Source organism: Xanthomonas sacchari (genome assembly GCF_024266585.1).
Classification (GTDB): Bacteria; Pseudomonadota; Gammaproteobacteria; order Xanthomonadales; family Xanthomonadaceae; genus Xanthomonas_A; species Xanthomonas_A sacchari_C.
Genome location: NZ_CP100647.1, coordinates 4,389,426 through 4,414,470, shown reverse-complemented (window position 1 = coordinate 4,414,470; position 25,045 = coordinate 4,389,426). Strand labels below are relative to the sequence as shown.

At 64.9% G+C, this 25,045-nt stretch carries 21 protein-coding genes; 16 read left to right on the top strand and 5 right to left on the bottom strand.

The features are described from left to right. The first annotated feature begins 2 nt into the window (after window positions 1-2). From NKJ47_RS18515 to NKJ47_RS18475, 9 genes are all read left to right on the top strand, one after another. On the top strand, window positions 3-1,427 hold the full coding sequence (locus NKJ47_RS18515; RefSeq protein ID WP_254459201.1) for a methyltransferase domain-containing protein: 1,425 nt from the start codon (window positions 3-5) through the stop codon (window positions 1,425-1,427). Between the two features lie 61 nt (window positions 1,428-1,488). Beyond that, a complete protein-coding gene (locus tag NKJ47_RS18510) occupies window positions 1,489-4,500 on the top strand; it encodes a glycosyltransferase family 4 protein (RefSeq protein ID WP_254459200.1) in 3,012 nt (1,003 codons plus the stop codon). A gap of 171 nt (window positions 4,501-4,671) precedes the next feature. Further along, window positions 4,672-5,622, top strand: coding sequence for a UDP-glucuronic acid decarboxylase family protein (locus NKJ47_RS18505; RefSeq protein ID WP_043090217.1), 951 nt, complete (start codon window positions 4,672-4,674; stop codon window positions 5,620-5,622). 11 nt (window positions 5,623-5,633) lie between these two features. Then, on the top strand, window positions 5,634-6,572 hold the full coding sequence (locus tag NKJ47_RS18500) for a glycosyltransferase (protein ID WP_254459199.1): 939 nt from the start codon (window positions 5,634-5,636) through the stop codon (window positions 6,570-6,572). Continuing rightward, a complete protein-coding gene (locus NKJ47_RS18495) occupies window positions 6,556-6,954 on the top strand; it encodes a GtrA family protein (protein WP_017911195.1) in 399 nt (132 codons plus the stop codon). Before NKJ47_RS18500 ends, NKJ47_RS18495 begins: the two co-directional genes overlap by 17 nt. Then, on the top strand, window positions 6,951-7,550 hold the full coding sequence (locus tag NKJ47_RS18490; RefSeq protein WP_254459198.1) for a hypothetical protein: 600 nt from the start codon (window positions 6,951-6,953) through the stop codon (window positions 7,548-7,550). The genes NKJ47_RS18495 and NKJ47_RS18490 overlap by 4 nt, the downstream gene beginning before the upstream one ends. Next, entirely contained in the window at window positions 7,547-9,226 is a 1,680-nt protein-coding gene (locus NKJ47_RS18485; RefSeq protein ID WP_254459197.1) for a DUF6311 domain-containing protein, read from the top strand. Before NKJ47_RS18490 ends, NKJ47_RS18485 begins: the two co-directional genes overlap by 4 nt. Further along, window positions 9,202-10,560 (top strand): hypothetical protein, encoded by a 1,359-nt coding sequence (locus NKJ47_RS18480; protein WP_254459196.1) that lies wholly within the window; start codon window positions 9,202-9,204, stop codon window positions 10,558-10,560. The genes NKJ47_RS18485 and NKJ47_RS18480 overlap by 25 nt, the downstream gene beginning before the upstream one ends. 15 nt (window positions 10,561-10,575) lie before the next feature. Next, window positions 10,576-11,742, top strand: coding sequence for a nucleotide sugar dehydrogenase (locus NKJ47_RS18475; protein WP_254459195.1), 1,167 nt, complete (start codon window positions 10,576-10,578; stop codon window positions 11,740-11,742). Between the two features lie 184 nt (window positions 11,743-11,926). Here NKJ47_RS18475 and NKJ47_RS18470 read toward each other — a convergent pair whose 3' ends face one another. Then, window positions 11,927-12,868 (bottom strand): electron transfer flavoprotein subunit alpha/FixB family protein, encoded by a 942-nt coding sequence (locus tag NKJ47_RS18470; RefSeq protein WP_254459194.1) that lies wholly within the window; start codon window positions 12,866-12,868, stop codon window positions 11,927-11,929. Further along, window positions 12,868-13,614, bottom strand: coding sequence for an electron transfer flavoprotein subunit beta/FixA family protein (locus tag NKJ47_RS18465; RefSeq protein ID WP_254459193.1), 747 nt, complete (start codon window positions 13,612-13,614; stop codon window positions 12,868-12,870). The genes NKJ47_RS18470 and NKJ47_RS18465 overlap by 1 nt, the downstream gene beginning before the upstream one ends. A gap of 234 nt (window positions 13,615-13,848) precedes the next feature. Here NKJ47_RS18465 and rfbB point away from each other — a divergent pair, with 234 nt between their 5' ends. The 5 genes from rfbB to NKJ47_RS18440 are packed head-to-tail and all read left to right on the top strand — an operon-like array spanning window position 13,849 to window position 18,594. After that, window positions 13,849-14,904 (top strand): dTDP-glucose 4,6-dehydratase, encoded by a 1,056-nt coding sequence (gene rfbB, locus NKJ47_RS18460; protein WP_254459192.1) that lies wholly within the window; start codon window positions 13,849-13,851, stop codon window positions 14,902-14,904. A gap of 52 nt (window positions 14,905-14,956) precedes the next feature. Then, window positions 14,957-15,844, top strand: coding sequence for a glucose-1-phosphate thymidylyltransferase RfbA (gene rfbA, locus NKJ47_RS18455; protein ID WP_017911203.1), 888 nt, complete (start codon window positions 14,957-14,959; stop codon window positions 15,842-15,844). After that, a complete protein-coding gene (gene rfbC, locus NKJ47_RS18450) occupies window positions 15,841-16,413 on the top strand; it encodes a dTDP-4-dehydrorhamnose 3,5-epimerase (protein ID WP_043090220.1) in 573 nt (190 codons plus the stop codon). Before rfbA ends, rfbC begins: the two co-directional genes overlap by 4 nt. Further along, window positions 16,410-17,300 carry a dTDP-4-dehydrorhamnose reductase gene (rfbD, locus tag NKJ47_RS18445; protein ID WP_254459191.1) on the top strand — a complete coding sequence of 297 codons (891 nt, stop codon included), beginning with the start codon at window positions 16,410-16,412 and terminating at the stop codon, window positions 17,298-17,300. The genes rfbC and rfbD overlap by 4 nt, the downstream gene beginning before the upstream one ends. A gap of 55 nt (window positions 17,301-17,355) precedes the next feature. Then, window positions 17,356-18,594, top strand: coding sequence for a sulfotransferase family protein (locus tag NKJ47_RS18440; protein ID WP_254459190.1), 1,239 nt, complete (start codon window positions 17,356-17,358; stop codon window positions 18,592-18,594). A gap of 66 nt (window positions 18,595-18,660) precedes the next feature. Here the strand turns inward: NKJ47_RS18440 and NKJ47_RS18435 are convergent, their stop codons facing one another. Further along, window positions 18,661-20,064 carry a mannose-1-phosphate guanylyltransferase/mannose-6-phosphate isomerase gene (locus tag NKJ47_RS18435; protein WP_254459189.1) on the bottom strand — a complete coding sequence of 468 codons (1,404 nt, stop codon included), beginning with the start codon at window positions 20,062-20,064 and terminating at the stop codon, window positions 18,661-18,663. A gap of 54 nt (window positions 20,065-20,118) precedes the next feature. Beyond that, the gene (locus tag NKJ47_RS18430) at window positions 20,119-21,465 is read right to left on the bottom strand and encodes a phosphomannomutase (protein WP_254459188.1); all 1,347 of its coding nucleotides are present in this window, start codon (window positions 21,463-21,465) and stop codon (window positions 20,119-20,121) included. A gap of 132 nt (window positions 21,466-21,597) precedes the next feature. Here NKJ47_RS18430 and NKJ47_RS18425 point away from each other — a divergent pair, with 132 nt between their 5' ends. Both NKJ47_RS18425 and NKJ47_RS18420 read left to right on the top strand, forming a co-directional pair. Beyond that, window positions 21,598-22,335 (top strand): CoA transferase subunit A, encoded by a 738-nt coding sequence (locus NKJ47_RS18425; RefSeq protein ID WP_254459187.1) that lies wholly within the window; start codon window positions 21,598-21,600, stop codon window positions 22,333-22,335. 1 nt (window position 22,336) lies between these two features. Further along, window positions 22,337-22,975 (top strand): CoA transferase subunit B, encoded by a 639-nt coding sequence (locus NKJ47_RS18420; RefSeq protein WP_254459186.1) that lies wholly within the window; start codon window positions 22,337-22,339, stop codon window positions 22,973-22,975. A gap of 1 nt (window position 22,976) precedes the next feature. On the opposite strand, the gene NKJ47_RS18415 is transcribed toward NKJ47_RS18420, so the two are convergent. Next, window positions 22,977-25,043, bottom strand: a complete 2,067-nt coding sequence (locus NKJ47_RS18415) for a glycoside hydrolase family 99-like domain-containing protein (RefSeq protein WP_254459185.1) — start codon at window positions 25,041-25,043, stop codon at window positions 22,977-22,979. Window positions 25,044-25,045 lie beyond the last annotated feature (2 nt).

Genomic DNA, 25,045 nt, shown 5'->3' with positions numbered 1-25,045 from the left:
CGATGTTGATCGATCCACGTACAGTGATGCAGGAACTGCAGTTGCCGATGTTGGCGCGGGATGTCGAAGGCGATGTGTCACGTCGCGTGACCGTTCCGTTCCAACCCAAGGACGCGTACGCGTTGTCCGAGCTGCTGGCCTATTCCGGCGAGGAGTTCATCGAGATCGCCTACCAGGCGGTACTCAGGCGTCTGCCCGATGCTTCCGGGCGGCAGGTCTACCTGCGCGCGCTGGAGGTCGGGCAGCTGTCCAAGATCGAAGTTCTGGGTGAACTGCGCAAGTCGCAGGAGGGGCTGAATGCCGGCGTAGTGATCCATGACCTGCGTCTGCGTTACTTCCTGCAGCGGATCCGCCGCAAGCGCGGTGGGCGCGTGTTGGACTTCGTTCTGTCGGTGTTGCGCGTAGGCGAGTTGCGGCAGCGTATCGATTCGGTCGAGGCGCGCCTGGCCGCGCGTGGCGACCGCACCGAACGTCGCGCCGCTGCCGCGGTCGACGACCTGCGCACGGAGTTGCGCCAGCAGATTTCGGCGTCCGCACACACGCTGCGCAAGTCGGTCGGTAGGACCGAGGGTGAGGTCATGCGCCGCATGCAGGACCTCGCCAACCGGATCGAGGACATCGATGCTGGTCTCGAATCCCGGCGGTCGGCGATCCTCGACGATCTGATGCAGCGCCTGTCGCAGCACCCCGGCCTCTACGGCGCGGCCATGCAGAACGTCACCGCGGAGGCGGCGACCCAGGACGAGCTGTCCGCGATGTACGTGCGATTGGAGCAGGCCTTTCGGGGCAGCCAGGAGGAGATCCGGCGCCGCGGCGAAGTGTATCTGCCCTACATCGCCGACGCCGCTGCTGCGACCGGTTGCCGCAAAGTGCTTGATCTGGGCTGCGGTCGTGGTGAACTGCTTGGCCTGCTCGCTGGGCATGGCTACGAGGCGCGTGGCATTGACCTGAATCCGGTGTTTGTAGAGGAGAACCGCCAGGCCGGTCGCGAGGTTTCGCTGGTCGACGCGCTGACCGCCCTGGAAGCTTGCGAGCCGGACTCGCTGGCGGTCATCACATCCATTCATCTGGTGGAACATGTGCCGGTGGAAGTGCTGGTGCGCTTGCTGGACCTAGCGCTGCGGGCGCTGCGCCCGGGCGGCAAGCTGATCCTGGAGACGCCCAATCCGCAAAACCTGCGCACCAGCGCCTACTACTTCTATTTCGATCCGACTCACCGCAATCCGCTACCGCCGCCGTTGCTGGCGTGGATGGCCGGCGATCGCGGTTTCGCCGATGTGCACGTGGATCTGCTCGAAGACGGGCGCTTCGTGCCCGAGACCGGGTCCGTCGCTGCGGACGTGCCGGGCGCGGAACAGATCAATCGCTTCGTCGACTGGCTTTCGGTTTCCCCCGATTACGCCATCGTCGCGACCAAGCCGCTGTAAACCGGCTGCGATGGATATGACAGGGGGCAGCGTGGATATCATGCAACAACGAAAACCTTCATTGCTTTTCGATCTGCAGTCGCTGCAGAACGGATCGAATACGCGCGGCATCGGCCGCTATACCCGTGAGCATCTGCGAGGACTGCTCGGCGCGGCGGATCTGCCGTTCGATCTGCACTGTTCGCTGGACCTGACCTACGAGCGTCAGGCCGGCGACGTGCTCGGCGAATTCGCCGGCAGGATCGCCGCCGACCGCCTGCATGGCTACCGCTATCCGGCCGGTTTGTGGAGTGCGTTTCCGACCAGCGAACCCGAGGCGACGTTGCGCGAGGAACTGGTACGCCTGCACGTAGAGGCGATGGCACCGGACATCGTGCATGTGCCGAGCCTGTTCGAGGGCGCTGTCGAGCCCTGCGCCAGCCTGGGGCGGATGGCGCGCACGCGCGGCAGCCTCACCAGTTGTCTGGTCCACGATCTGATTCCGTTGGTGATGAGCGACCGCTACCTGTCCGATCCGCGCATCCGCGATTGGTACCAGCACAAGATGGCGCAGTTGCGCGAGTTCGATGTGCTCCTGGCCAACTCGCAGTCCAGCAAGGACGACGCGGTGCGTCTGCTGGATCTGGACCCGGAGCGTGTGCATGTGATCTATGCCGGCTATTCGGAGGTATTCCAGCCCTCGCCCGACATCGCCGCTGCGCGTGCGCGCCTGGCCAAACGCTTCGGGTTGGCCGAACGCTATGTCCTCTACACTGGCAACAACGATTACCGAAAGAACACCCGCGGCGCCATCGCTGGCTTCGCGGCCGTGCCGCAAGCGCAGCGGCAAGGGCTGAAACTCGTGCTGAATCAGGCCGAGCAAGCCGAAGAACTGCGCCAATTCGCCCAGCAGTGCGACCTAGAAAACGATGCGCTGGTGGTCACCGGTTACGTCACCGACGCTGAACTTGTCGACCTCTATACCTGCTGCAGTGCCTTCGTGTTCCCGTCGCTATACGAGGGTTTCGGCCTGCCGGTGGTGGAAGCGATGGCCTGCGGTGCGCCGGTCGTGGTAGGCGACAATTCCAGCTTGAAGGAGATCGTTGCGCTGGACGAGGCGCGATTCGATGCGACAAGTCCGCTGGCGATCGCCGCCGCGCTGCAGCGCGTGCTCGGCGACGATGCTTGGCGCTCCCAGTTGCAGCGTTATGGATTGGAGCGGGTCAAGGATTTTTCCTGGCGCCGCACCGCGCAGCTCAGCATCGCCGCTTGGCAGGCTGCGCTGGAGCGGCGCGAGTCGGGTCGGGGTGGCAACGAGGGCCATTCGAAGGTCGCCATCGTGGTCGCCGATACCCTCCCGGCCGAGACGATCGGCGGGTGGGTCGAGCGGATTTCGCTGTTCGGCAGGACCAACAGCGTGGAAATCGCCAGTCGCGACGCCGGGCAATGGCCGACTTACATGCATGTGCAGGCGTTTCCCGAGCAACCGCTGGCTTCGGACCTGGGGCTGGACGTGGTGGTTGCGCTGCACGGCAGCGCCGATGGCACGACGATTCGCGGTTTGGCGTTCCCCGGCGAGCGCGCCGGCCAAGTGCATGCGCAGTGGCCGGGGCTGTACGCCCTGCTTGCGCAGGGGCAACTGCCAGCGCACGACCATGCCCTGCCCGAGCTGATCTCCGATTGCCTGGGGGTCATGGAAGCCGGTTCTCAGCCCGCAAAGCTGGCGATGGCGGTCGCGCCGATGCTGCGGCGCGTGCCGGTGCAATCCTTGGGCGGTGCCGCGCAGCCGGGGACAGCCATCGATTGGGCCGAGGCGGTCCGCGCGCACTATGCGCATCTGTCGAGTGCGGGTGTTGCGGCGTTGTTGAAGCCGACGCTGTCAGCGCGTTCGGCCTCGATCGTCGATGGGATCTACGAATCGCTGTGCTCGGTGGGCAGTTTCGGCAGCCCCCAACGCGTGCTGATCGACATGAGCGAGATGGCGCGGGTCGACTACGGCACCGGTATCCAGCGCGTGGTCCGCAACCTGGTCCGCGAGCTGTGTGCGCGCAACGCCGAAGGGCGGATGCTGTTCGTGCCGGTCTACCATGAAGGCGAGCGAATCCGCTCGGCGCATCTGTTGGTCAAGAAGACGTTGGGCGTCGAGTGCCCGGCCTTCGATGAGGTCGAGGGCATCCGCAGCCGCGACATGCTGTTCCTGGCCGACTCCGCCTGGGTGGGTCCCGAACGCTTCCTGCCGAGCATTGGCAAGGTCCGCCGCAATGGCGGCGAGGTGGCGGTGTTCTTCCACGACATCATTCCGCTACGCTTCCCCGAGACCTGTGGCGAAGGCATGCCGCCGGCGTTTCGCGCGTGGACCGAGTTCGCCGTGCGTCATGCCGATATGTTCGTCTGCAACTCGCGGACCACCGCTGAGGATCTTCGCGCCTGGATCGCCGAGAACGGCGTCGAACATCGCGCCAACCATCGCATCGGTTATGTCCATCTGGGATCGGACGTGATGGAGGTGGGCATGGACAGCGAGATCCGTCCATCGATCAGCGCCTTATTCGAGGCCGGCACGCGCACCTTCTTGGCGGTGGGCACGATGGAGCCGCGCAAGGACTATCGCACCATCCTCAGCGCCTTCGAGGCGGGGTGGGCGGCCGGCCTGGAGGCCAATCTGCTGATCGTCGGCAAGGATGGATGGGGGAGCGAGGAGCTGGTCGCGGCCATTCGCAATAGCCCGCAGTTCGGCAAGCGGCTGTTCTGGCCGGAAAAGGTCAACAACGCTGAACTAGACTTGGCCTATCGGTCCACCCATGGACTGATCCAGGCCTCGCTGTCCGAGGGGTTCGGGCTGCCGATTGTGGAGGCTGCGCGCCACGGGACCCCGCTGTTGCTGTCGGACATCGCCGTATTCCGGGAAATTGCCGGCGAACATGCCGCCTACTTCCCAGTCGGCGACAGCGCGGCGCTGGCTGCGTTGCTGCGGGTGCCGGAGCTGGCCGGGTGCGGACCTCTGGCCGGGCGCATCCTGAGTTGGCGTGACTACGGGCGCGAACTGCGCTCGCTGCTGCTACAGGGGCCGTGGCTACAGCCAGTGATAGGATAGGCCGCAGCGCCCGGGAGCGTTGCGGGGAGTGACGGCGCGGGGCGGAGAGGGCCGGTGCCACAAGGGGCGGCCGCCCAAGCGGGGCGGTAATTTCGAATACAATGCCGCGCTAAATCGCGGGCACGATGGCTTGCCCGTTCGCGGGCGCGCAAATTTCTCTGGAGATCGTACATGCTTGAACAACAAAAGAGGGTTCTGGTCACCGGTGGCGCTGGCTTCCTGGGCTCTCACCTGTGCGATCGCTTGATCGACAGCGGCCACGATGTGCTGTGCGTCGACAACTTCTACACGGGAGCCAAGGCGAACGTGGCGGGCTTGCTGAATCACTCGCGTTTCGAGCTGATGCGCCACGACGTGACCTTCCCGCTCTATGTGGAAGTGGACCGTATCTTCAACCTGGCCTGCCCCGCCTCGCCGGTGCACTACCAGTCCGATCCGGTGCAGACCACCAAGACCAGCGTGCATGGTGCGATCAATATGCTGGGCCTGGCCAAGCGCGTCGGCGCCCGCATCCTCCAGGCCAGCACCAGCGAAGTCTACGGTGACCCGGAAATCCACCCGCAGGTGGAGGGCTATTGGGGCCGCGTCAACCCGGTCGGCATTCGCAGTTGCTACGACGAAGGCAAGCGCTGCGCGGAGACGCTGTTTTTCGATTACTGGCGCCAGCACCAGCTCGAAATCAAGGTCATGCGCATTTTCAATACCTACGGTCCGCGCATGCATCCGAATGATGGCCGCGTGGTCAGCAACTTCATCGTGCAGGCGCTGAAGGGCGAGCCGATCACCATCTACGGCGATGGCACCCAGACCCGCAGCTTCTGCTACGTCGACGACCTGATTGAGGGAATGCTGCGCCTGATGGCGTCGCCTGCAGACTTCACTGGCCCGGTCAACATCGGCAACCCCGGTGAATTCACCATGCTGGAGCTGGCTGAGACCGTGCTGCGCCTGGTCGGCGGCAAGTCGAAGATCGAATACCGTCCGCTGCCGTCGGATGATCCGAAGCAACGTCAGCCCGACATCAGCCTGGCCAAAGCCACGTTCGACTGGGAGCCGAAGGTCGCGCTGGAAGACGGTCTGAAGGAGACCATCGGCTACTTCCGCCAGCGCCTGCTCGCTTGAGGGACGCCAGCATGCGCAAGGTCGTGGTGATGCCGGTATACGAAGACCTGGAGGCGTCTTCGAAGCTGTTTCTCGAGCTTGCAAGGACGCAGGGGCCGGACATTTACGTCGTCGCCGTCGATGACGGGTCGGTGCGCCAGCCGCTGGAGATCTCGGCCATCGAGGCCGCCGCCCTGGAAGGGGTGGTGATCAAACTGCGCCGCAACGTCGGACATCAGCGTGCCATCGCCATCGGGCTGAGCTATGTCGCCGACCACTTCGGCGACGATGTCATCGTCATTTCCATGGACTCCGACGGCGAGGATACGCCGCACAGCATCACCGAGCTGGTGGGCGGCCTGGCGTCGGCCGAGGTCGACGTGGTGGTGGCGACCCGCAAGAGCAGGGTGGAGTCGCTGAAGTTCAAGACGTTCTACCTGGTCTACAAGCTGCTGTTCTCCCTGCTCAGCGGGCGCAAGATCAGCTTCGGCAACTTCATGGCGGCGAAGATGCCGGCGGTACGCCGCCTGGCAGCGATGCAGGAGCTTTGGACCCATGTCGCCGCCGCGGTGCTCGGCTCCAAGCTGCGCGTACAGACCTGCTCGCTGGACCGTGGTGCGCGCTATGCCGGTCGCAGCAAAATGAATTTCGTCGGCCTGGCTTTGCACGGCTTCCGCGCCTTGATGGTGTTCGCCGAGGATGTGCTGGTACGCGTGGGCATCGCCTGCACCCTAGTGGCCGGGCTGTCGATCATCGGTGGCGTGGCGGCGCTGCTGCTCAAGGCGCTGGGCTTCACGACGCCAGGCTGGTTCTCGCTGGCATCGGGGATCTTGTTGCTGGTGTTCCTGCAGACGGCGGCGCTGACCCTGATCATTTTGATGATGTCGGGAATGATCCGCAGCGGTGGCGTGCTGGTCGCCGGCAGCTACCGCGACTTCGTCCGCGAGGTCATCCATGCACGCCCGCGCTGACCGCGCCTTGGGCGGTCAGTTCTTCCGCTATGTTGTCAACGGTTTGGTGGCCACGGCGATCCACTTCTCGGTCCTCAAGTTCAATCTCGACGTGGTGGGGATTGGCTCGGCCGGCGTCGCCAACGGCATCGCGGCGATCTTCGGCATCACCGCGTCCTTCATCGGCAGCCGTTATTTCGTGTTTCGCGGTACCCGGGGGCGACTGCTGAACCAGGGACTGCTGTTCCTGCTGTTCTACGTGGGCATCGCCCTGCTGCATGCGCTTGTCATGTATGCGTGGACCGACCGGCTCGCGTTCGATTACCGCATAGGATTCCTGCTGGCCACGGGCATGCAGATGGTCCTCAGCTTCTTTGTCAACAAGTTCATGGTGTTCAAATGAAGGTCTTGCTCCGTCCGATCCTGGCCACAGTGGTCTACGTCGGGATTCTGTTGTTGACGAACTTCATCCACATGCGCTTCTTCGACGTGAATGTGGTGCTGTATTCCTCGCTCATGGACGCGCTGCTGGCGGTGCTTGTCACGGCCGTGCTGTTCCGTGTCTGGCGCCTGCTCGATGGGCTGAGCAGGCTCGAGTTCACCCAATTGCTGGTCATCTGGTGCCTGCTCGGCTATGTGTACGCGATAAGTGTACCGACGGTGCTGGACCGCTCGTTGTCGTTCTATATCCTTGAGAAGCTGCAGCAGCGAGGCGGCGGCATCCTCGAGAACCGGATCGGCGACGTCTTTGTCCATGAGTACATGAAGGAACACCGTCTGGTGGATATCCGGCTAACCGAGCAATTGCAGTCCGGGACGGTGGAAATAAAGCATGGCTGCGTGCTGCTGACCGCGAAGGGCCAGGATATTGCCTCGATCAGCCGCTTCTACCGGGCGCATTTCCTGCCGAGGAAGCGCCTAATCATGAACGCCTATACGGACGACCTGGTGGATCCCTTCCGTAAAAGCACCGAAAGCGTTGACTACACATGCCAATGAACATGAACAACGCAGTGCGTCGCATTGCGCAGCGAGCCGTGGGCCTCGGGCGCGCTTTCTGGCTCGGCATCGTCGTTGTGGCCGGGTTGGCCATGGTATGGGGCCGCTATGCGCTTGGTCCCGTGCCCCTGGACATACATGACACCCATTGGATCTGGGGCGATCTGGCGCAGGTCTACGTCGCCTGGGGGCAATATCTGGCGGACCCGGACAAAGGCTGGCTGGATTCGCTGCGGCTGAGCCATCCCGTGCCGATGAGCATCGCGCTGTTCGACCCGATGCCGCTGTTCCTGCTGCTCGCACGTCCGCTAGGCTGGTTGCTGCCGGATGGCCTGCAGTTCATCGGCCCGTACTTCCTGTTGTGCGTGGTCCTGCAGGGCGTGTTCGGCTACCTCGCGACCGAGCGCGCGCTGCGTTTGCTGGATGAGCCGTACCGCGGGCTAAATGTGGTGATTGCGGTGCTGGGCGGCATGTTGTTCGCGCTTGCGCCGTTCACCTTCTTCCGTTTCCAGGGCCACACCGCGCTGTCATCGCAGTGGCTGCTGGTGCTCTCGATCTGGGTGACCCTGCTCACGCTGCACAGCAGTCGCAACCGCTGGTTGTTCGGCAATTGCGGCGTCGTATTGCTGGCGGCGGGCATCAATCCCTATCTTTGCCTGATGGTGCTGGTGAACGTGTGCGGCATCACCGTGCTGCGCTATCGGACCCTGGGCTGGCCGCAGGTCGCCTTGCGCATCGCCGCTGCCGGGTTGGTCGCCGCACTGGGGTTGTCTGTTTTCGGATTCATGGGTGCGTCCGGTACTGCTGCCGGCGGCTATGGCACGTACTCCATGAACATCTTGGGGCCGCTGGACTCAAATGGACTGGCTCGCATTGTCGGGCTCGACATCGCCGACCCGACCGGCGGCCAGGCCTTCGAAGGCTTCGATTACCTTGGCTTTGGCGTGCTGCTGATGGGCGTCCTTGCCGTGTCGATGTTCATCAACTATCGGGGGCGGTCGTCCACTTTCCCGTTCGTGCCGGCGTTAGGGGTGGTGTTCGTCTGCTATCTGCTGGCGCTTTCGAGTACGGTTTACTTCGGTTCGCAGGGGCACCACTTCACGATTCCGCCAGGACTGGAGGCCGCGCTCAGTCGATTCCGCTCCAGCGGGCGCTTCTTCTGGATGTCGGGATTCTGGATCATCTTGATCGGCCTGAGCGCCTGCGTGCTGCGGCTGGGGGCTGCACGGGCGCTGCCGTTGCTGATGCTGATCTTGGTGCTGCAAGTGGTGGATGTGCAGCCCATCGCCCGCAACATCAAGTTTGCGATCGCCAATGGCCAGACTCAGGAGCTGCATGGGGTTGCGCCGGGCAAGTATTCCGCGATCCTGGTCTATCCGGCGTGGCAGTGCGACAACGCGAAGACGCCGTTGGGAATCCGTAACTACGAGTCGGTCGGCGTCTTCGCGCTGCGTCATGGAATCGTGACGAATAACTTTTACGCTGCCCGCAGTCTGCCTGAACAACTGGCCTACCACTGCGATTATCCGCATCGGCTGGAGCGACCGGACGCGTCCGCGATCTATTTGTTGTCGCCGGATCTCTACGCCACCTACAGTGATCGGTTCGGCGGGCGTTTCGACTGCAAGCAGCACGTGAACGGAGATGATTCATGGCTATGCACCCCGCGCCGCTAGAACGCGCGCGCGGTTCGTGGGCGCGGCAAGCGGTGGTAACTGGCGTGTTCGTGGTTCTGGCGCTGTTGTCGGCATGGTTGGGCGCTGGCGGTTTCAGCGTCTACGACATGGAGACTTGGATCCACGATGCTCCGCTAGTTGAGCGCTGCGCCACTGCACCGACGTCGGATTGTGCTGGCGTGAGCAAGTTTCCCGTCGCTTACCTGGCGAATTCGGCCTTGCTGCAGGGCGCGGGTCCGGCGCAATCGCACGCGCGGATGACCGGTCTCAACCTGTTCGTGCTGCTGCTGCCGGTGTTCGCCGTTCTCAGGCTGCACGGCTGGCGCCGTGGGCTTGCGCCCGCGATCGTCTATCTTGGCGCAATCGCCTTGACCCCGCTGCCGATGTTCTATCTGAGGTCGGGAGCGCTGGAGGTGCAGGCCGGCGTCGTGATCGGAATGTTCATCGGGCTGCTCGGCATAGGGTTGCGGGCAACGGCGCCGCTCACCCGCGGGCAGGTCGCCTTGATCGCGCTGACCGGTGCCTGGTCGGTTCTTTACAAGGATACGGTGGTCCTCAGCGTTGGCCTGTCTGTGCTAGCGGTTGCCGGGTTCTGGAGGGCGCGTCAACGTGTGCAGGCGGAATCCGCGTCGGCGCAGCGGCGGGATGGGGTGAGGCTTGCGCTGATCGCCGCCGGGGCCGGCGTTGCGGTGGGCTTGTGCGTCGTCCTCGGATACAACCTGTTGCGTTACCACTCGCTGCTGCCTTTGGCATACCTGGAAGAGGCCAGGCAGACCCAGCCGTCCTGGGGAACCAGCGCTGGGTTCCTGGTCGGCTCTGTGCTCTCCCCCAATGGCGGTGTACTGGTGTTCTGGACCCTCGGCCTGACCGCGGCCTTCGTTGGCTGGCGGGTGCTGGGGCTGCGTGCAGATCGCGATACGTTGGCGATCGCCGTGCTGGCGGCGTTGATCTCCCTGATCGGATTCGCGCGCTGGTGGGCGCCCTTCGGATGGAGTTCCTGGGGCAACCGGCTGATGATCCAGCCGATGCTTGCGGTCCTGGTGGCCGGGCTGTTGGCGCTGCGCCCTGTGTCGGTCGCCACCGATCGACGCATGGCCTGGGTGGTGCTGGCGTTGGCGCCGACCTTGCTCTGGTCGGCCTACTACGTGTCGCTGCCTTATCTGGCCGCGCGTGCGGACATGATCGGCGAGACGATGTGGCCGGCGCAGCAATGCGAGCGCATGAAGCAAGCCATGCAGGAACCTGCCAGCCAGCAGCTCGGATTGAGCTTCTGGCGCTCGGATACCTACTATAGTTGTGCGACCGAGCGCATGTTGTACGTGCCTCGTCCCTAAGTCTGGACTCGGATAATGAAGATTGCGGTAGCAGGAACCGGATACGTTGGTCTCTCCAATGGCGTGCTGCTGGCGCGCCATCATGAAGTTGTGGCGCTGGATATCGTCGAAGAGAAGGTGCGGATGCTCAATGAGGGGCGTTCGCCGATCGTTGACGACGAGCTGGAACGGGTACTGATCGGCGGCGATCTCAACTTCCGCGCTACGCTCGATCCGCAGGAGGCCTATGCGGGCGCCGAGTACGTCATCATCGCGACGCCGACGGACTACGATCCGGAGACGAACTATTTCAATACCTCTTCGATCGAAGCGGTCATCGGTGGTGTGCTTGCGATAAATCCCGCCGCGACGATGGTGATCAAGTCGACGATTCCGGTCGGCTACGTCAGCAAGGTACGCAAGCAGTTCGGTGTAGACAACATCATCTTCTCTCCCGAGTTCCTGCGTGAGGGCCGTGCACTCTACGACAATCTACATCCCTCGCGGATCATCGTTGGCGAGCGTTCTGCGCGTGCGGAGCGGTTCGCCGAACTGCTGAAGGAGGGGGCGCTGGAGCAGGATGTGCCGGTGCTGTTCACGGAGCCGACCGAGGCCGAGGCGATCAAGTTGTTCGCCAATACCTACCTGGCGATGCGCGTGTCCTACTTCAATGAGCTGGATACCTACGCGCTCACCCACGGGCTCGACAGTCGCCAGATCATCCAGGGCATCTGCTTGGATCCGCGCATAGGCTCGCACTACAACAATCCGTCGTTCGGCTATGGCGGCTACTGCTTGCCAAAGGACACCAAGCAGCTGCTGGCCAACTACCAGAGCGTGCCGCAGAACCTGATCCGCGCGATCGTGGATTCCAATACCACGCGCAAGGATTTCATCGCGTCCGACATCCTCCGTCGCAATCCCAAGGTGGTAGGGATCTATCGGTTAATCATGAAGAGCGGGTCGGACAATTTCCGTTCTTCGAGCATCCAGGGGATCATGAAGCGGATCAAGGCTAAGGGCGTCGAGGTCATCGTGCATGAGCCATGCCTGGACGAGCCGGAATTCTTCCACTCGCGCGTCGTCAATGACCTGCAGGCCTTCAAGACCCAGGCCGACGTCATCATCAGCAATCGTATGGCCGACGCGCTCAAGGATGTGCAGGAGAAGGTCTACACCCGAGACCTGTTCGGAGACAACTGAGGGTTGTTCGGTGCTGCGAGGCGGATAGGCCTTCCTTGATCGCCATGCCGGGGCACCGGGCTGGCTTGCCATGGCCATCTGCAGGCTCGCTGGCGCCATGTCCGGTACCTCCCTGGCGCGTGGTGCCCGCTCGACACACTCCCGCTGCTGCCAGCGGGAGTGAGGTGTAGGGGCCGGACGCTGTTCAACCCAGCGCTTTTTCCAGCTCCGGCAACACCGTGAACAGGTCGCCGACCAGACCGATGTCGGCGATCTCGAAGATCGGCGACTCCGGGTCCTTGTTGATCGCGACGATGGTGCCGGCGTCCTTGATGCCGGTCAGGTGCTGGATCGCGCCGGAGATGCCCACGGCCACGTACAGTTCCGGCGCGATGATCTTGCCGGTCTGGCCGACCTGCAGTTCGTTGGGCACGTAGCCGGCGTCGACCGCCGCGCGCGAGGCGCCGACCGCCGCGCCGAGCTTGTCGGCGAGCTGGTAGACGATCTGGAAGTTCTCGGCCGAGCCGACGCCGCGGCCGCCGGAGACCACGCGCTTGGCGCTTTGCAGGTCGGGGCGGTCGGAGCTGCCGGCGGCCAGGCCGACGAAGCGGGTGTGGCCCGGCAGGGCGGCGTCGACGCTGGCCGCTTCGACTGCGGCAGTGCCGCCCTGTGCGGCTTCCGGCCAGGACGCGCTGCGCACGGTGGCGACCACGATCTGGTCGGCCGGTGCCTGCACGCTGATGATCGCGTTGCCGGCGTAGATCGGACGCTTGAACGCGTATTCGCCGTCCACTGCCATCAGGTCGGAGATCTGGTTGACGCCCAGCAGCGCGGCCACCACCGGCATCAGGTCCTTGCCGAAGGTGGTGGACGGGCCGAACACGTGGCTGTAGCCCTTCGCCAGGGCGGCGATCTGCGGGCCCAGCACCTGCGCGATGGCGTGTTCGTTGGCCGGATTGGCGACGGTGAGGACGCGGGCGACGCCGGCGATCTGCGCGGCCTGGGCGGCCACCGTGGCCGGATCGGCGGCCAGCACGACGATGTCGATGGCCTCGGGCGACAGCGCCTGCGCGGCGCTGACGCACTTGGCGGTGGCGGCGTTGAGCTGCCCGTTGAGGTGTTCGGCGACGACGAGGATTTTAGACATCACAGCAACCCCTTCTGCTTGAGTGCGGCCACCAGTTCGGCGGCGTCCTTGACCATCACGCCGCGGCTGCGCTTGGCCGGCGGTGCGTAGTGGGTGGTGGTGAGGCTGTCGTTGGCCTCCACGCCCAGCTCGGCGAAGGCCAGCGTCTGCAGCGGCTTGCTCTTGGCCTTCATGATGTCCGGCAGCTTGATGAAGCGCGGCTCGTTCAGGCGCAGGTCGGTGGTGACCACCGCCGGCAGGTCCACCTCCAGGGTCTCCAGCCCGGCGTCGACCTCGCGGGTCACCGTGGCCTTGCCGTCGGCCACCACCAGCTTGCCGGCGAAGGTCGCCTGCGGCCGGCCCCACAGCGTGGCCAGCATCTGCCCGGTCTGGTTGGCGTCGTCGTCGATCGCCTGCTTGCCGAGGATCACCAGGTCCGGCTGTTCCTGCTCGACCAGCTTGAGCAGGGTGCGCGCGGCGGTCAGTGGTTGGATCGCCGCGTCGGCGACCACGTGGATGGCGCGGTTGGCGCCCATCGCCAGGCCGTTGCGCAGGTGCGCGGCGGCGTCGGCCGGGGCGATGGTGGCGACCACCACCTCGCTGGCGATGCCGGCGTCGCGCAGGCGCAGCGCCTCTTCCAGGGCGATTTCGTCGAATGGGTTGGCGGAGAGCTTGACGCCCTCGGTGACCACGCCGGAGCCGTCCGGCTTGACCTGAATGCGGACGTTGTAGTCCACCACGCGCTTGTAGGCGACGAGGATTTTCATCGTGTACGAGATCCTTCAGCAGTGCGGGAAGGCCCGGCCGCGGCGGCTGGCGCGGGGCAGTCGGAGGATTCTAACCGGGCGCGGGGGACCATGCGAGGGCGTATGGTCAAGGGCGGTCGGCGGACTGAACAGCGGCAGTTGCACGCGTATCGCACCGTCTCCGGGGCGCTATGCTTACCGGTTACGCTCCAGCGATTGTGTCTGGTGCACAGGCCGAGAAACGGGAGAAAGACAGTGGCAACGTGGCTCGTGACCGGCGGTGCCGGCTTCATCGGCGGCAATTTCGTGCTCGAGGCGGCGGCGCGCGGCGTGCGCGTGATCAACCTCGATGCGTTGACCTATGCCGGAAACCTGAACACGCTGGCGTCGCTGGAGGGTAACCCCGACCACGTGTTCGTGCACGGCGATATCGGCGACCGCGCGCTGGTGAGTCGCCTGCTCACCGAGCACCAGCCCGACGCCGTGGTCAATTTCGCCGCCGAAAGCCATGTGGACCGCTCGATCGACGGCCCTGGCGCCTTCATCCAGACCAACGTGGTCGGCACCCTCGGCCTGCTGGAGTCGGTGCGCGATCACTGGAAGGCGCTGCCGGACGGCCGCCGCGACGCGTTCCGTTTCCTGCATGTGTCCACCGACGAGGTCTACGGCACGCTCGGCGAGACCGGCAAGTTCAGCGAAACCACGCCGTATGCGCCGAATTCGCCGTACTCCGCGTCCAAGGCCGCGTCCGACCATCTGGTGCGCGCGTTCCACCATACCTACGGCCTGCCGGTGCTGACCACCAACTGCTCCAACAACTACGGCCCGTACCATTTCCCGGAGAAGCTCATTCCGCTGGTGATCGCCAAGGCGCTGGCCGGCGAGCCGCTGCCGGTGTACGGCGATGGCAAGCAGGTGCGCGACTGGCTGTTCGTCGGCGACCACTGCGAGGCGATCCGCACCGTGCTGGCCAAGGGCAAGGTCGGTGAGACCTACAACGTCGGCGGCAATGCGGAGAAGCAGAACATCGAGGTGGTGCAGGCGATCTGCGCGCTGCTGGACGCGCGGCGTCCGCGCGAAGACGGCAAGCCGCGCGCCAGCCAGATCACCTACGTCGCCGATCGGCCCGGCCACGACCGCCGCTACGCCATCGATGCGTCCAAGCTGAAGAACGAGCTGGGCTGGGAGCCGCACTACACCTTCGAACAGGGTATCGCGCTCACCGTGGACTGGTACCTGAGCCATCAGGACTGGGTGCAGGGCGTGCTCGATGGCAGCTATCGGCTGGAACGGATCGGCACCGCGGCATAACGCGCGTCCCGCACAAGCGTCCGGACGTGCGGACTTCACCAGGGAACACCTCATGACACAACGCAAGGGCATCATCCTCGCTGGCGGCTCCGGCACGCGGCTGTATCCGATCACCAAGGGCGTCAGCAAGCAACTGCTGCCGGTGTACGACAAGCCGATGATCTATTACCCGCTCAGCGTGCTGATGCTGGCCGGGATCCGCGAGGTGCTGATCATCAATACCCCGCACGAACAGGCGCTGTTCCGCGCGCTGCTGGGCGATGGCGCGCAGTGGGGCATGGACATCCAGTACGCGGTGCAGCCGAGCCCGGACGGGCTGGCCCAGGCCTACCTGATCGGTCGCGATTTCGTCGCCGGCAAGCCGAGCTGCCTGGTGCTGGGCGACAACATCTTCCACGGCCATGGCCTGACCGAAACCCTGCGCCGCGCCGATGCGCGAGAGCATGGCGCCACCGTGTTCGGCTATTGGGTCAACGACCCCGAGCGCTACGGCGTGGCCGAGTTCGATGCGTCGGGCAAGGTCATCGACATCGAGGAAAAGCCGGCCAAGCCGCGCTCGAACTATGCGGTGACCGGGCTGTATTTCTACGATGGCCGCGCCAGCGACTACGCCGCGGAACTGCAACCTTCCGCACGCGGTGAACTGGAAATCACCGATCTCAATCGCCGTTATCTGCAGGACGGCGAACTGCATCTGGAGGCGCTGGGCCGTGGCTACGCCTGGCTGGACACCGGGACCCACCAGTCGCTGCACGAGGCCTCTAACTTCATCGAGACCATTCAGTCGCGGCAAGGGCTGCAGGTGTGCTGTCCGGAAGAGATCGCGTTCGGACAGGGGTGGATCGATGCCGCGCAATTGGAAAGGCTGGCCGCGCCTTTACTTAAGAATGGCTACGGCAGATATCTGCAGGAGCTGGCTGTACGAGGAATCGTTCCGTGAAAGTGATTGAGACAAACTTGCCCGGCTGCATGGTGATCGAACCGGCGGTGTTCGGCGATGCCCGCGGTTACTTCATGGAACTGTGGAATGCCGAACGTTTCGCGGAACTGGGGCTTCCCAGTCGATTCGTGCAGAGCAACGTGTCTGCGTCGTCCAAGGGCGTTTTGCGCGGCCTGCACTACCAGTGGCCACGGCCGCAGGGCAAGCTGGTCAGTGTGCTGGAGGGGGAGGTCTACGATGTGGCGGTGGACCTGCGCCGAGGCTCGCCGACCTTCGGACGCTGGGAAGCGGTGATTCTGAGTGCGGAGAACCGCCGCCAGTTCTGGATTCCCGAGGGGTTCGCACACGGGTTCGCGGTTCTCTCTGAGTTCGCGGTCTTCAGCTACCTGTGCACCGATGTCTACGTGAAAACCGCCGATGCGGGCGTGCGCTGGAACGATGCGAGCATTGCCGTCGATTGGCCAATCGCCGACCCCATCCTCTCGTCGAAGGATGCGCACGCACCGTTCCTCGAGCAGCTCGGTGAGGAATGTCTGCCGGTGTATCCGGCGCAGGGAGACGCAGCGTGAGCGTGCTGGTCATCGGCGGTAACGGTCAGGTTGGTCAGGAGCTGCTGCGTGCGCTTTCCGGCAGCAGGGTACTGGCGACTACGCGCAGTGGCCTGCTGGCCGACGGATCGGCCTGTCTGCGCGCGGACCTGGACAAGCCGGAACAACTGGTCGCGCTGCTGTCCGTCGCGCGGCCGACCTGGGTGATCAATGCGGCTGCTTACACCGCAGTGGACAAGGCCGAACAGGAGCGCGCGGCGGCGTTTCGGGTCAATGCCGAGGCGCCCGCCGCGATCGCGCGCTGGTGCGCCGAGCAGGATGTGCCGTTGTTGCACTACTCGACGGATTATGTCTTCGACGGTCGCGCCAGGCGCCCCTATTTGCCGGACGATCCGACCGGCCCGCTTTGCGTCTACGGTGAGAGCAAGCTGGCCGGAGAGCAGGCGATCCGAGCTGCGGGCGGTCGCCATTTGATTTTCCGCACCGCTTGGGTGTATTCGGCACACGGCCACAACTTCCTGCGCACGATGCTGCGTGCCGGTGCCGAACGCGACGAGTTGCGAGTGGTGGCCGACCAGATTGGCACGCCAACGCCGGCGGCGTTGATCGCGCAGATGACGGTGCGGGCGATGCGGCATCCCGTCCAACGTTCGGGAACCTGGCACCTGACGGCCACCGGAGAGACGAGCTGGTATGGTTTTGCCGAATACATTTTTGCGACCGCCCTTGCGCTCGGGCTGGCCGATCGCGTGCCGAAGCTGACGCCGATCGCGACCGCAGATTACCCAACCGCGGCGGCACGGCCAGCCTATTCACGGTTGGATACGAGCTCGTTCTTTGCCGATTTTTGCGTTGAGTTACCGCATTGGCAAAATGAAGTTACAAATGTGATAAGTTCGATGCAATGATTGGCCGTGCAGCCTTCCGATAGGCGCGCGCAGATCGCGGCTCAAATGAAGGCTGATGAAAACTCAGTTGAACCCTGGTGTCCAAGCATCTGGATCGCCGGCGTCAGCCCTGTACTACCTGCATATCCCGAAGACGGCAGGGACCACACTCAGCGCTTTTCTCGATGCGCAGTATGCGCATGATGAAATATGTCCGAGCCAGTTGCTGCCGGATTTGTTCGCACTCGACCGGAATCGCCTGGGTGGCTACCGCCTGTTCCGCGGCCATCTGTGGCACGGGCTGGAACGGTATGTCGGTCAGCCACTGCGTTATCTGACGATGCTACGGGACCCTTTGCAGCGCACATTGTCGTGGTATGCGCATGTGCGTCGCGATCCCAATGCGTACCGGCACGAACAGGTGGTACGCGAACGCTGGTCGTTACTGGATTTCGTTTCCGATCCTGAAACGCGCTGGGACCTGGTCAATACGCAAACGTTGTCCCTGGCCGCAGATCTGGATTTCGAAAGGCTGGCAGCGGATCCGACCGGTTATGGCCGCCGTACGATCCGCGCCTATGCCGAGCGCGGCGACGATCCGGCGTTGCTGGAGACCGCGAAACACCGCCTGCAATCGATGCAGTTCGGCATCGTCGAGCGTATCGAAGATTCCCTGGCCCTGTTCGCGCACACCTTCGGATTCGATCCGGGGCTGCCGGTTCCGCATCTCAATGCATCGGTCGACCGCCTCCCCGAGTTCGGGGTGGCTGCCGATGTGCGTGTCGCCGTGGAAAGTGTCACCGGGTTGGACCGCGCACTGTACGAGTGGGCCAGGGGCGCGTTCGCGGAACGCTTCAACGCGATGGCGCGCTCGCTGGTGATGGAAGAGGCCAGGCGCGAAGGTCATGCCGGACTGGCCTGGCGGTTGCCGCTGCAGCCGTCTACGTTCAAGCGCATCAGTGTGACGCTCCTGGAATGTCCACGAACGCTACCTGCCGATACGCGGGTCGTGCTGAAGGCACGCGTCCGCAACGACTCCGACGAACTGTTGAGCAGCCGTCCGCCGAACCCGCTACATGTCTCCTACCACTGGGTCGATGCCGAGAGCGGCGAGGTGGTTGTGTACGACGGTGAGCGCAGTGTGCTGCCCGTAGCATTGGGGGCGGGCGGGCATCTGACGATTGCGGTGCAAGTACGTACTCCGGCACGTAGCGGCCGCTTCACGCTCCAACTGAGGTTGGTACAGGAGGGTGTGAGCTGGATCGAGGACGGTGGCCTTGCGCAGGATGTGGACGTGCAGAGGGTGGCGGACTGACATCGGGATAGAGGCCGCGTAAGCGGCCTCCATCCGGTCCGTCGCATCCGTGCAAGGGTCTCAGTATCACGTGCGCCCGTAGGTGTCCTCGAAGCGCACGATGTCGTCCTCGCCCAGATAGCTGCCCGACTGCACCTCGATCAGCTCCAGCGGCAGCTTGCCCGGGTTCTTCAGGCGGTGGGTCACGCCCAGCGGGATGTAGGTGCTCTGGTTCTCGGTGAGCAGCAGCACTTCCTCGCCACGGGTGACCTCGGCGGTGCCGCTGACCACGATCCAGTGCTCGGCGCGGTGGTGATGCATCTGCAGGCTCAGCGTGGCGCCGGGCTTGACCGTGATGCGCTTGACCTGGAAGCGCTGGCCGTTGTCGATCGAGTCGTAGGCGCCCCACGGGCGGTACACCTTGCGGTGCCAGGTGGCTTCGGAACGGCCATTGGCCTTGATCCTGGCGACGACGTCCTTCACTTCCTGGATGCGCTCTTTGTGGCCGACCAGCACCGCGTCGTCGGTCTCCACCACCACCACGTCCTGCAGGCCCACCATGGCGATCAGACGCGAGCCGTAGGCGTAGGTGTTGCGGCAATCGATCTCGATCACGTCGCCGTGGTGGGCGTTGCCGTTGGGGTCCTGCGGCGACACGTCCAGCAGCGCCGACCACGAACCGACGTCGCTCCACTGCGCGTCCAGCGGTACCACCACCGCGTCGGCAGTCTTCTCCATCACCGCGTAGTCGATGGAGTCGGAGGGGCTGGCGGCGAAGGCGTCCTTGTCCAGGCGGGTGAAGTCGGCATCGCGCTTGGCGGTTTGCCATGCCTTGCTGCAGGCGTCGGCGATGGCCGGCTGGAAGCGCCGCAGCTCTTCCAGGTAGCGCGAGGCGCGGAACAGGAACATGCCGCTGTTCCAATAGTATTGGCCCGAGGTCAGATACCCCTGGGCGGTGGCCAGGTCGGGCTTTTCGACGAAGCGTTCGACCGCGCGTGCGCCATCGCCGGCGGCGGCCTTGATGTAGCCGTAGCCGGTTTCCGGTGCGGTCGGTTTGATCCCGAAGGTCACCAGTTTGCCGTCTGCAGCCGAAGACGCGGCGGCCTTGACCGCCGCCTGGAACGCCGCTTCGTCGAGGATCACGTGATCCGAGGGCAGGACCAGCAGCAGCGGATCGGCACCGTCGCGCATCGCCTCCAGCGCCGCCACCGCAATGGCAGGCGCGGTGTTGCGGCCCTTGGGTTCGAGCAGGATCGCGCCTGGCTTGACGCCCAATTGCTGCAATTGCTCTGCGGCGATGAAGCGGTGTTCTTCATTGGCTACCAGGATGGGGGGACGCCCGGCGATCGGCGCAGCGCGCAGCCAGGTCGACTGCAGCATGGTGGTGTCTCCCACCAACGGCAGGAACTGCTTGGGATAGGCCTCGCGCGACAGCGGCCAGAGGCGGGTGCCGGAACCACCGGACAGGATGATGGGCAGAATGTCGCTCATAAACGGAAGGACTCCATGGATCCGTTGAAGGGGGAGAGAAAGGCAACGACGCGATCAGGCTTTCAGCAACTCGGAAATTTCCTGCGTACGCTGTTCCAGCAGGGCCGCATCGCCGCGGGTTTCCACGTTCAGGCGCAGCAGCGGTTCGGTGTTGGAGCTGCGCAGGTTGAAGCGCCAGTCGGCGAATTCGGCGCTGACGCCGTCGGTATAGTCCAGCGCCGGCGCATGTGCGGCGAAGTGCTCCATGACCCGCGCCACCGCCGCCTTGGTATCGGCGACCTTGAAGTTGATCTCGCCGCTGCACGGGAACTTCTGCATGCGCGCTTCGACCAGGTCGGCCAGCGAGCGGCCGGACTGCGACACCAGCTCGGCGATCAGCAGCCACGGGATCATCCCCGAGTCGGCATAGGCGAATTCGCGGAAATAGTGGTGCGCGCTCATCTCGCCGCCGTACACGGCGTTCTCGCTGCGCATCTTCTCCTTGATGAAGGCGTGGCCGCTCTTGCACAGCACCGGGATGCCGCCGGCCTCCTCGACCTGTTCGATCGTGTTCCAGGTCAGGCGCGGGTCGTGCACGACCTTGCCGCCCGGTTGCTTGGCCAGGATCGCCTGCGCCAGCAGGCCCACCAGGTAGTAGCCCTCGATGAAGCGGCCGTCGGCGTCGAAGAAGAAGCAGCGGTCGAAGTCGCCGTCCCAGGCGATGCCGAAGTCGGCGCCGTGCTGCTTGACCGCGTTGGCGGTGGCGGCGCGGTTTTCCGGCAGCAGCGGGTTGGGAATGCCGTTGGGGAAATGGCCGTCCGGCTCGTGGAAGACGCGCACGAACTCGAACGGCAGGTGCGGCGCCAGCAGGTCGACGATGGCGCCGGCGCCGCCGTTGCCGGCGTTGACCACCAGCTTCAGCGGCTTGAGCGTGGCGCGGTCGACGTAGCTGAGCAGGTGTTCGATGTAGGCGCTCTTGTCCGGGCGGTGATGCTCGGCGGCGGTGGGGGCAACGGCCGCCGCGGTGTCGGCGGCGACGGTGTCGCGGATCGCGAACAGGCCGGTATCGGAGCTGATCGGGCGCGCGTTCTCGCGCACCAGCTTCATGCCGTTGTAGTCCATCGGGTTGTGGCTGGCGGTGACCATCACGCCGCCGGCCGCCTGCAGGTGGTCGGTCTGGAAATACACTTCCTCGGTGCCGCACAGGCCGATGTCGATGACCTCGCGGCCGCTGGCGCGCAGGCCCGCTGACAGCGCCGCCTGCAGCGCCGGGCTGGCCAGGCGCACGTCGTGGCCGACCACCACCGGGCCGCTCTGCAATTGCCCGGCCAACGCCACGCCGATGCGGCGCGCCAACTCCTCGTTCAGTTCGTCGGGAACGCGACCGCGGATGTCGTAGGCCTTGAATGCGGGAAGCGACATGGATGAGGGTCCTAGATGGGGGAAACCGGAGTGTAACGTTACGGCGCTTAATCGGTCGTTGCGGCGGTGCGGCGGGGGTCCGGCGCGGCGAGCGGCTAGACTACGCGCCTATTTCCAACGCGGAGCTGGCGAATGGGCGACACCTCTACCCCTGCGGGCGGGCGGCGCGGCAAGCTTTTCCCCGATGCGGCCACGGCGCTGGCCGACGTGGTGGCGGACGGCCAGACCCTGGCGGTCGGCGGCTTCGGCCTGTGCGGCATCCCGGAGGCGCTGATCGCGGCCTTGCGCGACAGCGGCGTCGGCGGCCTCACCGTGATCTCCAACAATGCCGGCGTCGACGGTTTCGGCCTGGGCCAGCTGCTGGCGACGCGGCAGATCCGCAAGATGATTTCCTCCTACGTCGGCGAGAACAAGGAGTTCGAACGCCAATACCTGGCCGGCGAACTGGAACTGGAATTCAACCCGCAGGGCACCCTGGCCGAACGCCTGCGTGCCGGTGGCGCCGGCATCCCCGCCTTCTTCACCGCCACCGGCTACGGCACGGTGGTGGCCGAGGGCAAGGAGACCCGCGAGTTCGACGGCAAGCACTATGTGCTGGAGACCGCCCTGCGCGCCGACGTGACCCTGGTCAAGGCATGGAAGGCCGATGCCGCCGGCAACCTGGTGTTCCGCAAGACCGCGCGCAACTTCAATCCGGCCTGCGCGATGGCCGGCAAGCTCTGCATCGCCGAGGTCGAGCAGGTGGTGGAGACCGGCAGCCTGGATCCGGACCAGGTGCACCTGCCCGGCATCTACGTCGACCGCATCGTGCACAACCCGCATCCGGAAAAACGCATCGAACAGCGCACCCTGCGCCAGAAGGACGCCTGACATGGCCTGGACCCGCGACGACATGGCGCAGCGCGCCGCCCGCGAACTCACCGACGGCGCCTACGTGAACCTGGGCATCGGCCTGCCGACCCTGGTCGCCAACCACATTCCCGAGGGCGTGGACGTGTGGCTGCAGTCGGAAAACGGCCTGCTCGGCATCGGCCCGTTCCCCAGCGAGGACGAGGTCGACGCCGACCTGATCAACGCCGGCAAGCAGACCGTCACCGCCCGCGCCGGCGCCAGCTACTTCGGCAGCCACGACTCCTTCGCGATGATCCGCGGCGGCCATATCGACCTGGCCATCCTCGGCGCGATGCAGGTCAGTGCGCAGGGCGACCTGGCCAACTGGATGGTGCCGGGCAAGATGGTCAAGGGCATGGGCGGGGCGATGGACCTGGTGGCCGGGGTCAAGCGCGTGGTCGTGCTGATGGAACACGTGGCCAAGGACGGCAGCCACAAGATCCTGCCGGCCTGCGATCTGCCGCTGACGGGCGTGGGTGTGGTCGACCGCATAATCACCGATCTGGCGGTGTTCGACGTCACCGACAACGGCCTGGTGCTGGTCGAGACCGCCGAGGGCGTGGACGAGGCCGAACTGGTCGCCAAGACCGGCGTGCCGTTCTCCACGGCCCCCGCCTGATCTAACCCTTGCGCGCGTACTTGTAGGGAACAGTGGGGCCGTCCTCGGCCCCCACGATCGACGCGGCACTGGTCAGCGCGTAGCCGCGATCCACTGCGGAGAGACTGAACAGCCGCTCGATGGCATGCGCCAGGGTGCCGTCGACCTGTCCTGCCTCCTTCTCGAATTCGCCGGGTTGCAGATGGCAATCCAGAATGGGCTGGATCGCCTGCAGGCGCACCCAGAACATGCTGCCGCCTGCAAAGACGGCCGTCTCGATGTCCGGTTGCGCCAGACCCATGCGGGTGGCCAGGGCGCGCACGGCCTGCTCGTTGGCACCCCAGTAGAAGCTGAGGCGCTGAATATGGCCCTCCGGGGCGACCAAGCCGAGATCCGGGCGGTGCTTGAAGGCATCGACGATGGCCTTGACCCGGTCGCGCTCCAGAAGACTGCCGACCATTTCCCGTCGCCATTGATCGCCATCCTGGCGATGCACGGAGCGTTTGGTGTGCAGTTTCAGCACTACGGAGGCGCCTGCATTGAGCAGGCGATCGGCGATCCGCAGAAATGGCAGGATGTCGCGGCCATGGTTGTCGTGGACCACGACCTCGGCTTCCATTCCCTGGCGTTGCAGGGCGAGGTTGACCCCGGCGAGGTTGCGCTCCGTCGTCGTCACGATGAGGTGGTGATCGAACGCCGCGTCGCGTACCTGCGCCAGCAGTTCCTCCAGCACATCGACGTACCAGGCGTGGATGACCACGTACGGCCGCTCGGCCGGAGTGCATGTGGGGTGCAGGGCGCGCCGGGTCGCTTCCAGCCACGCGTGACCGAGCCGTGCATCCGGCTCCAGTACTGCACCTTCGGCCCATTCGTTCCAGGCATTGACGAACACCAGGCGCTGGGCGGCTGGAACCGGCGCAAGGCGGTCGTGGATGGTGTGCGACAGCCATGCCTCGTAGCCGCGCGGCGAGGCGTGAAGATAGATTCGGCCCTTGCCCGAGCGGCGCGGTTCGTTGTCCCAGCCAGGATTGACGCCGGGATAGAGCGTGTAGGGCTGCAGCGGCCTGGCTGCCATTTCGGCCGCGAGGACGCGCCAGTCCAGCACCTCCCCGGAAAAATCCGGATTGATCAGCAACTGCGCGCCAGCCACCGACGGCGGCGCACTCATGTTGGGGGGGAACTCGACCGCGGCATCGAAGCCGATCTCGCGTGGATCCGGGCGCTCGAACCCCTGGACATATGCGAGATGGATCTCGCCAATTCCATTGGCGGCGCACCATGCGCGCCAGCGCGACGCCGTCGCCTTCGGATCGGGCATCAGGTTCGGACGATAGACCAGCACCAGCGGCTTGCCGTCGACGCGCAGATAACGCGGGTCGACCAGATAAGTGGCCAGGTGCGCGATGAAGGCAAGATCGTCTTCGTCGCTGTGCTGCTGCGCGATCAGGATATCCGTGTTGCGGCCGTCCCAGCGGCGCGCCCAGTTCTCGTTCGCCCAGCACAGGCAATAGGGCAGGGAAATGGTCGCGTCGTCGCGCCAGTTGCGGATGGGCTCCTCTAGCAGGGTTTTGCCGGCGAACCAGTAAAAATAGAAACAGAAGGCGCCGATCCCGTACTCGGAGGCGAGTTGCGCCTGCTGGCGCATCACCTCGCGGTCGCGCAGATTGTAGAACCCCAGGTCAGCCGGAATGCGCGGCTGCATGTGCCCATAGAACTGCGGCAGGGCGCGACTGACATTGCGCCACTCGGTGAAGCCCTTGCCCCACCATGCGTCGTTCTCCGGAATTGCATGGAACTGCGGCAGATAGAACGCGACGAGCGTGGCCGGCAGTGGCGCTGGCAATGTGCTTTTGCGGTATGGGACATGGCCAATCGCGGCCTCGTCGGCGCGGTGCAGGGCGCGCAGGGCCATGGTCCCGGTGTTCGCGACCTGCCCTTTGGGCGCGGCCGGCGCCCAGCCGGCGTACCTGTCGAGAAACCAGTTCCGCCATCGGTCGCGCGTGCCGTCGGCGATCGGCAACGCGCGAAAGGCCAGGCGCATCAGCCGGTACATGCCCGTGCGCAGACGCCCCGACACCGACTCGCTCATTC

Bases quoted from the DNA above. Each gene is read 5' to 3' on its own strand.
- NKJ47_RS18435 (WP_254459189.1), bottom strand. From the start codon at position 20,064: ATGAGCGACATTCTGCCCATCATCCTGTCCGGTGGTTCCGGCACCCGC.
- NKJ47_RS18490 (WP_254459198.1), top strand. From the start codon at position 6,951: ATGAAGGTCTTGCTCCGTCCGATCCTGGCCACAGTGGTCTACGTCGGG.
- NKJ47_RS18440 (WP_254459190.1), top strand. From the start codon at position 17,356: ATGAAAACTCAGTTGAACCCTGGTGTCCAAGCATCTGGATCGCCGGCG.
- NKJ47_RS18415 (WP_254459185.1), bottom strand. From the start codon at position 25,043: ATGAGCGAGTCGGTGTCGGGGCGTCTGCGCACGGGCATGTACCGGCTG.
- NKJ47_RS18465 (WP_254459193.1), bottom strand. From the start codon at position 13,614: ATGAAAATCCTCGTCGCCTACAAGCGCGTGGTGGACTACAACGTCCGC.
- NKJ47_RS18495 (WP_017911195.1), top strand. From the start codon at position 6,556: ATGCACGCCCGCGCTGACCGCGCCTTGGGCGGTCAGTTCTTCCGCTAT.
- NKJ47_RS18475 (WP_254459195.1), top strand. From the start codon at position 10,576: ATGAAGATTGCGGTAGCAGGAACCGGATACGTTGGTCTCTCCAATGGC.
- NKJ47_RS18420 (WP_254459186.1), top strand. From the start codon at position 22,337: ATGGCCTGGACCCGCGACGACATGGCGCAGCGCGCCGCCCGCGAACTC.
- NKJ47_RS18430 (WP_254459188.1), bottom strand. From the start codon at position 21,465: ATGTCGCTTCCCGCATTCAAGGCCTACGACATCCGCGGTCGCGTTCCC.
- NKJ47_RS18485 (WP_254459197.1), top strand. From the start codon at position 7,547: ATGAACATGAACAACGCAGTGCGTCGCATTGCGCAGCGAGCCGTGGGC.
- NKJ47_RS18480 (WP_254459196.1), top strand. From the start codon at position 9,202: ATGGCTATGCACCCCGCGCCGCTAGAACGCGCGCGCGGTTCGTGGGCG.
- NKJ47_RS18515 (WP_254459201.1), top strand. From the start codon at position 3: ATGTTGATCGATCCACGTACAGTGATGCAGGAACTGCAGTTGCCGATG.
- NKJ47_RS18500 (WP_254459199.1), top strand. From the start codon at position 5,634: ATGCGCAAGGTCGTGGTGATGCCGGTATACGAAGACCTGGAGGCGTCT.
- rfbA (WP_017911203.1), top strand. From the start codon at position 14,957: ATGACACAACGCAAGGGCATCATCCTCGCTGGCGGCTCCGGCACGCGG.
- NKJ47_RS18470 (WP_254459194.1), bottom strand. From the start codon at position 12,868: ATGTCTAAAATCCTCGTCGTCGCCGAACACCTCAACGGGCAGCTCAAC.
- NKJ47_RS18425 (WP_254459187.1), top strand. From the start codon at position 21,598: ATGGGCGACACCTCTACCCCTGCGGGCGGGCGGCGCGGCAAGCTTTTC.
- NKJ47_RS18505 (WP_043090217.1), top strand. From the start codon at position 4,672: ATGCTTGAACAACAAAAGAGGGTTCTGGTCACCGGTGGCGCTGGCTTC.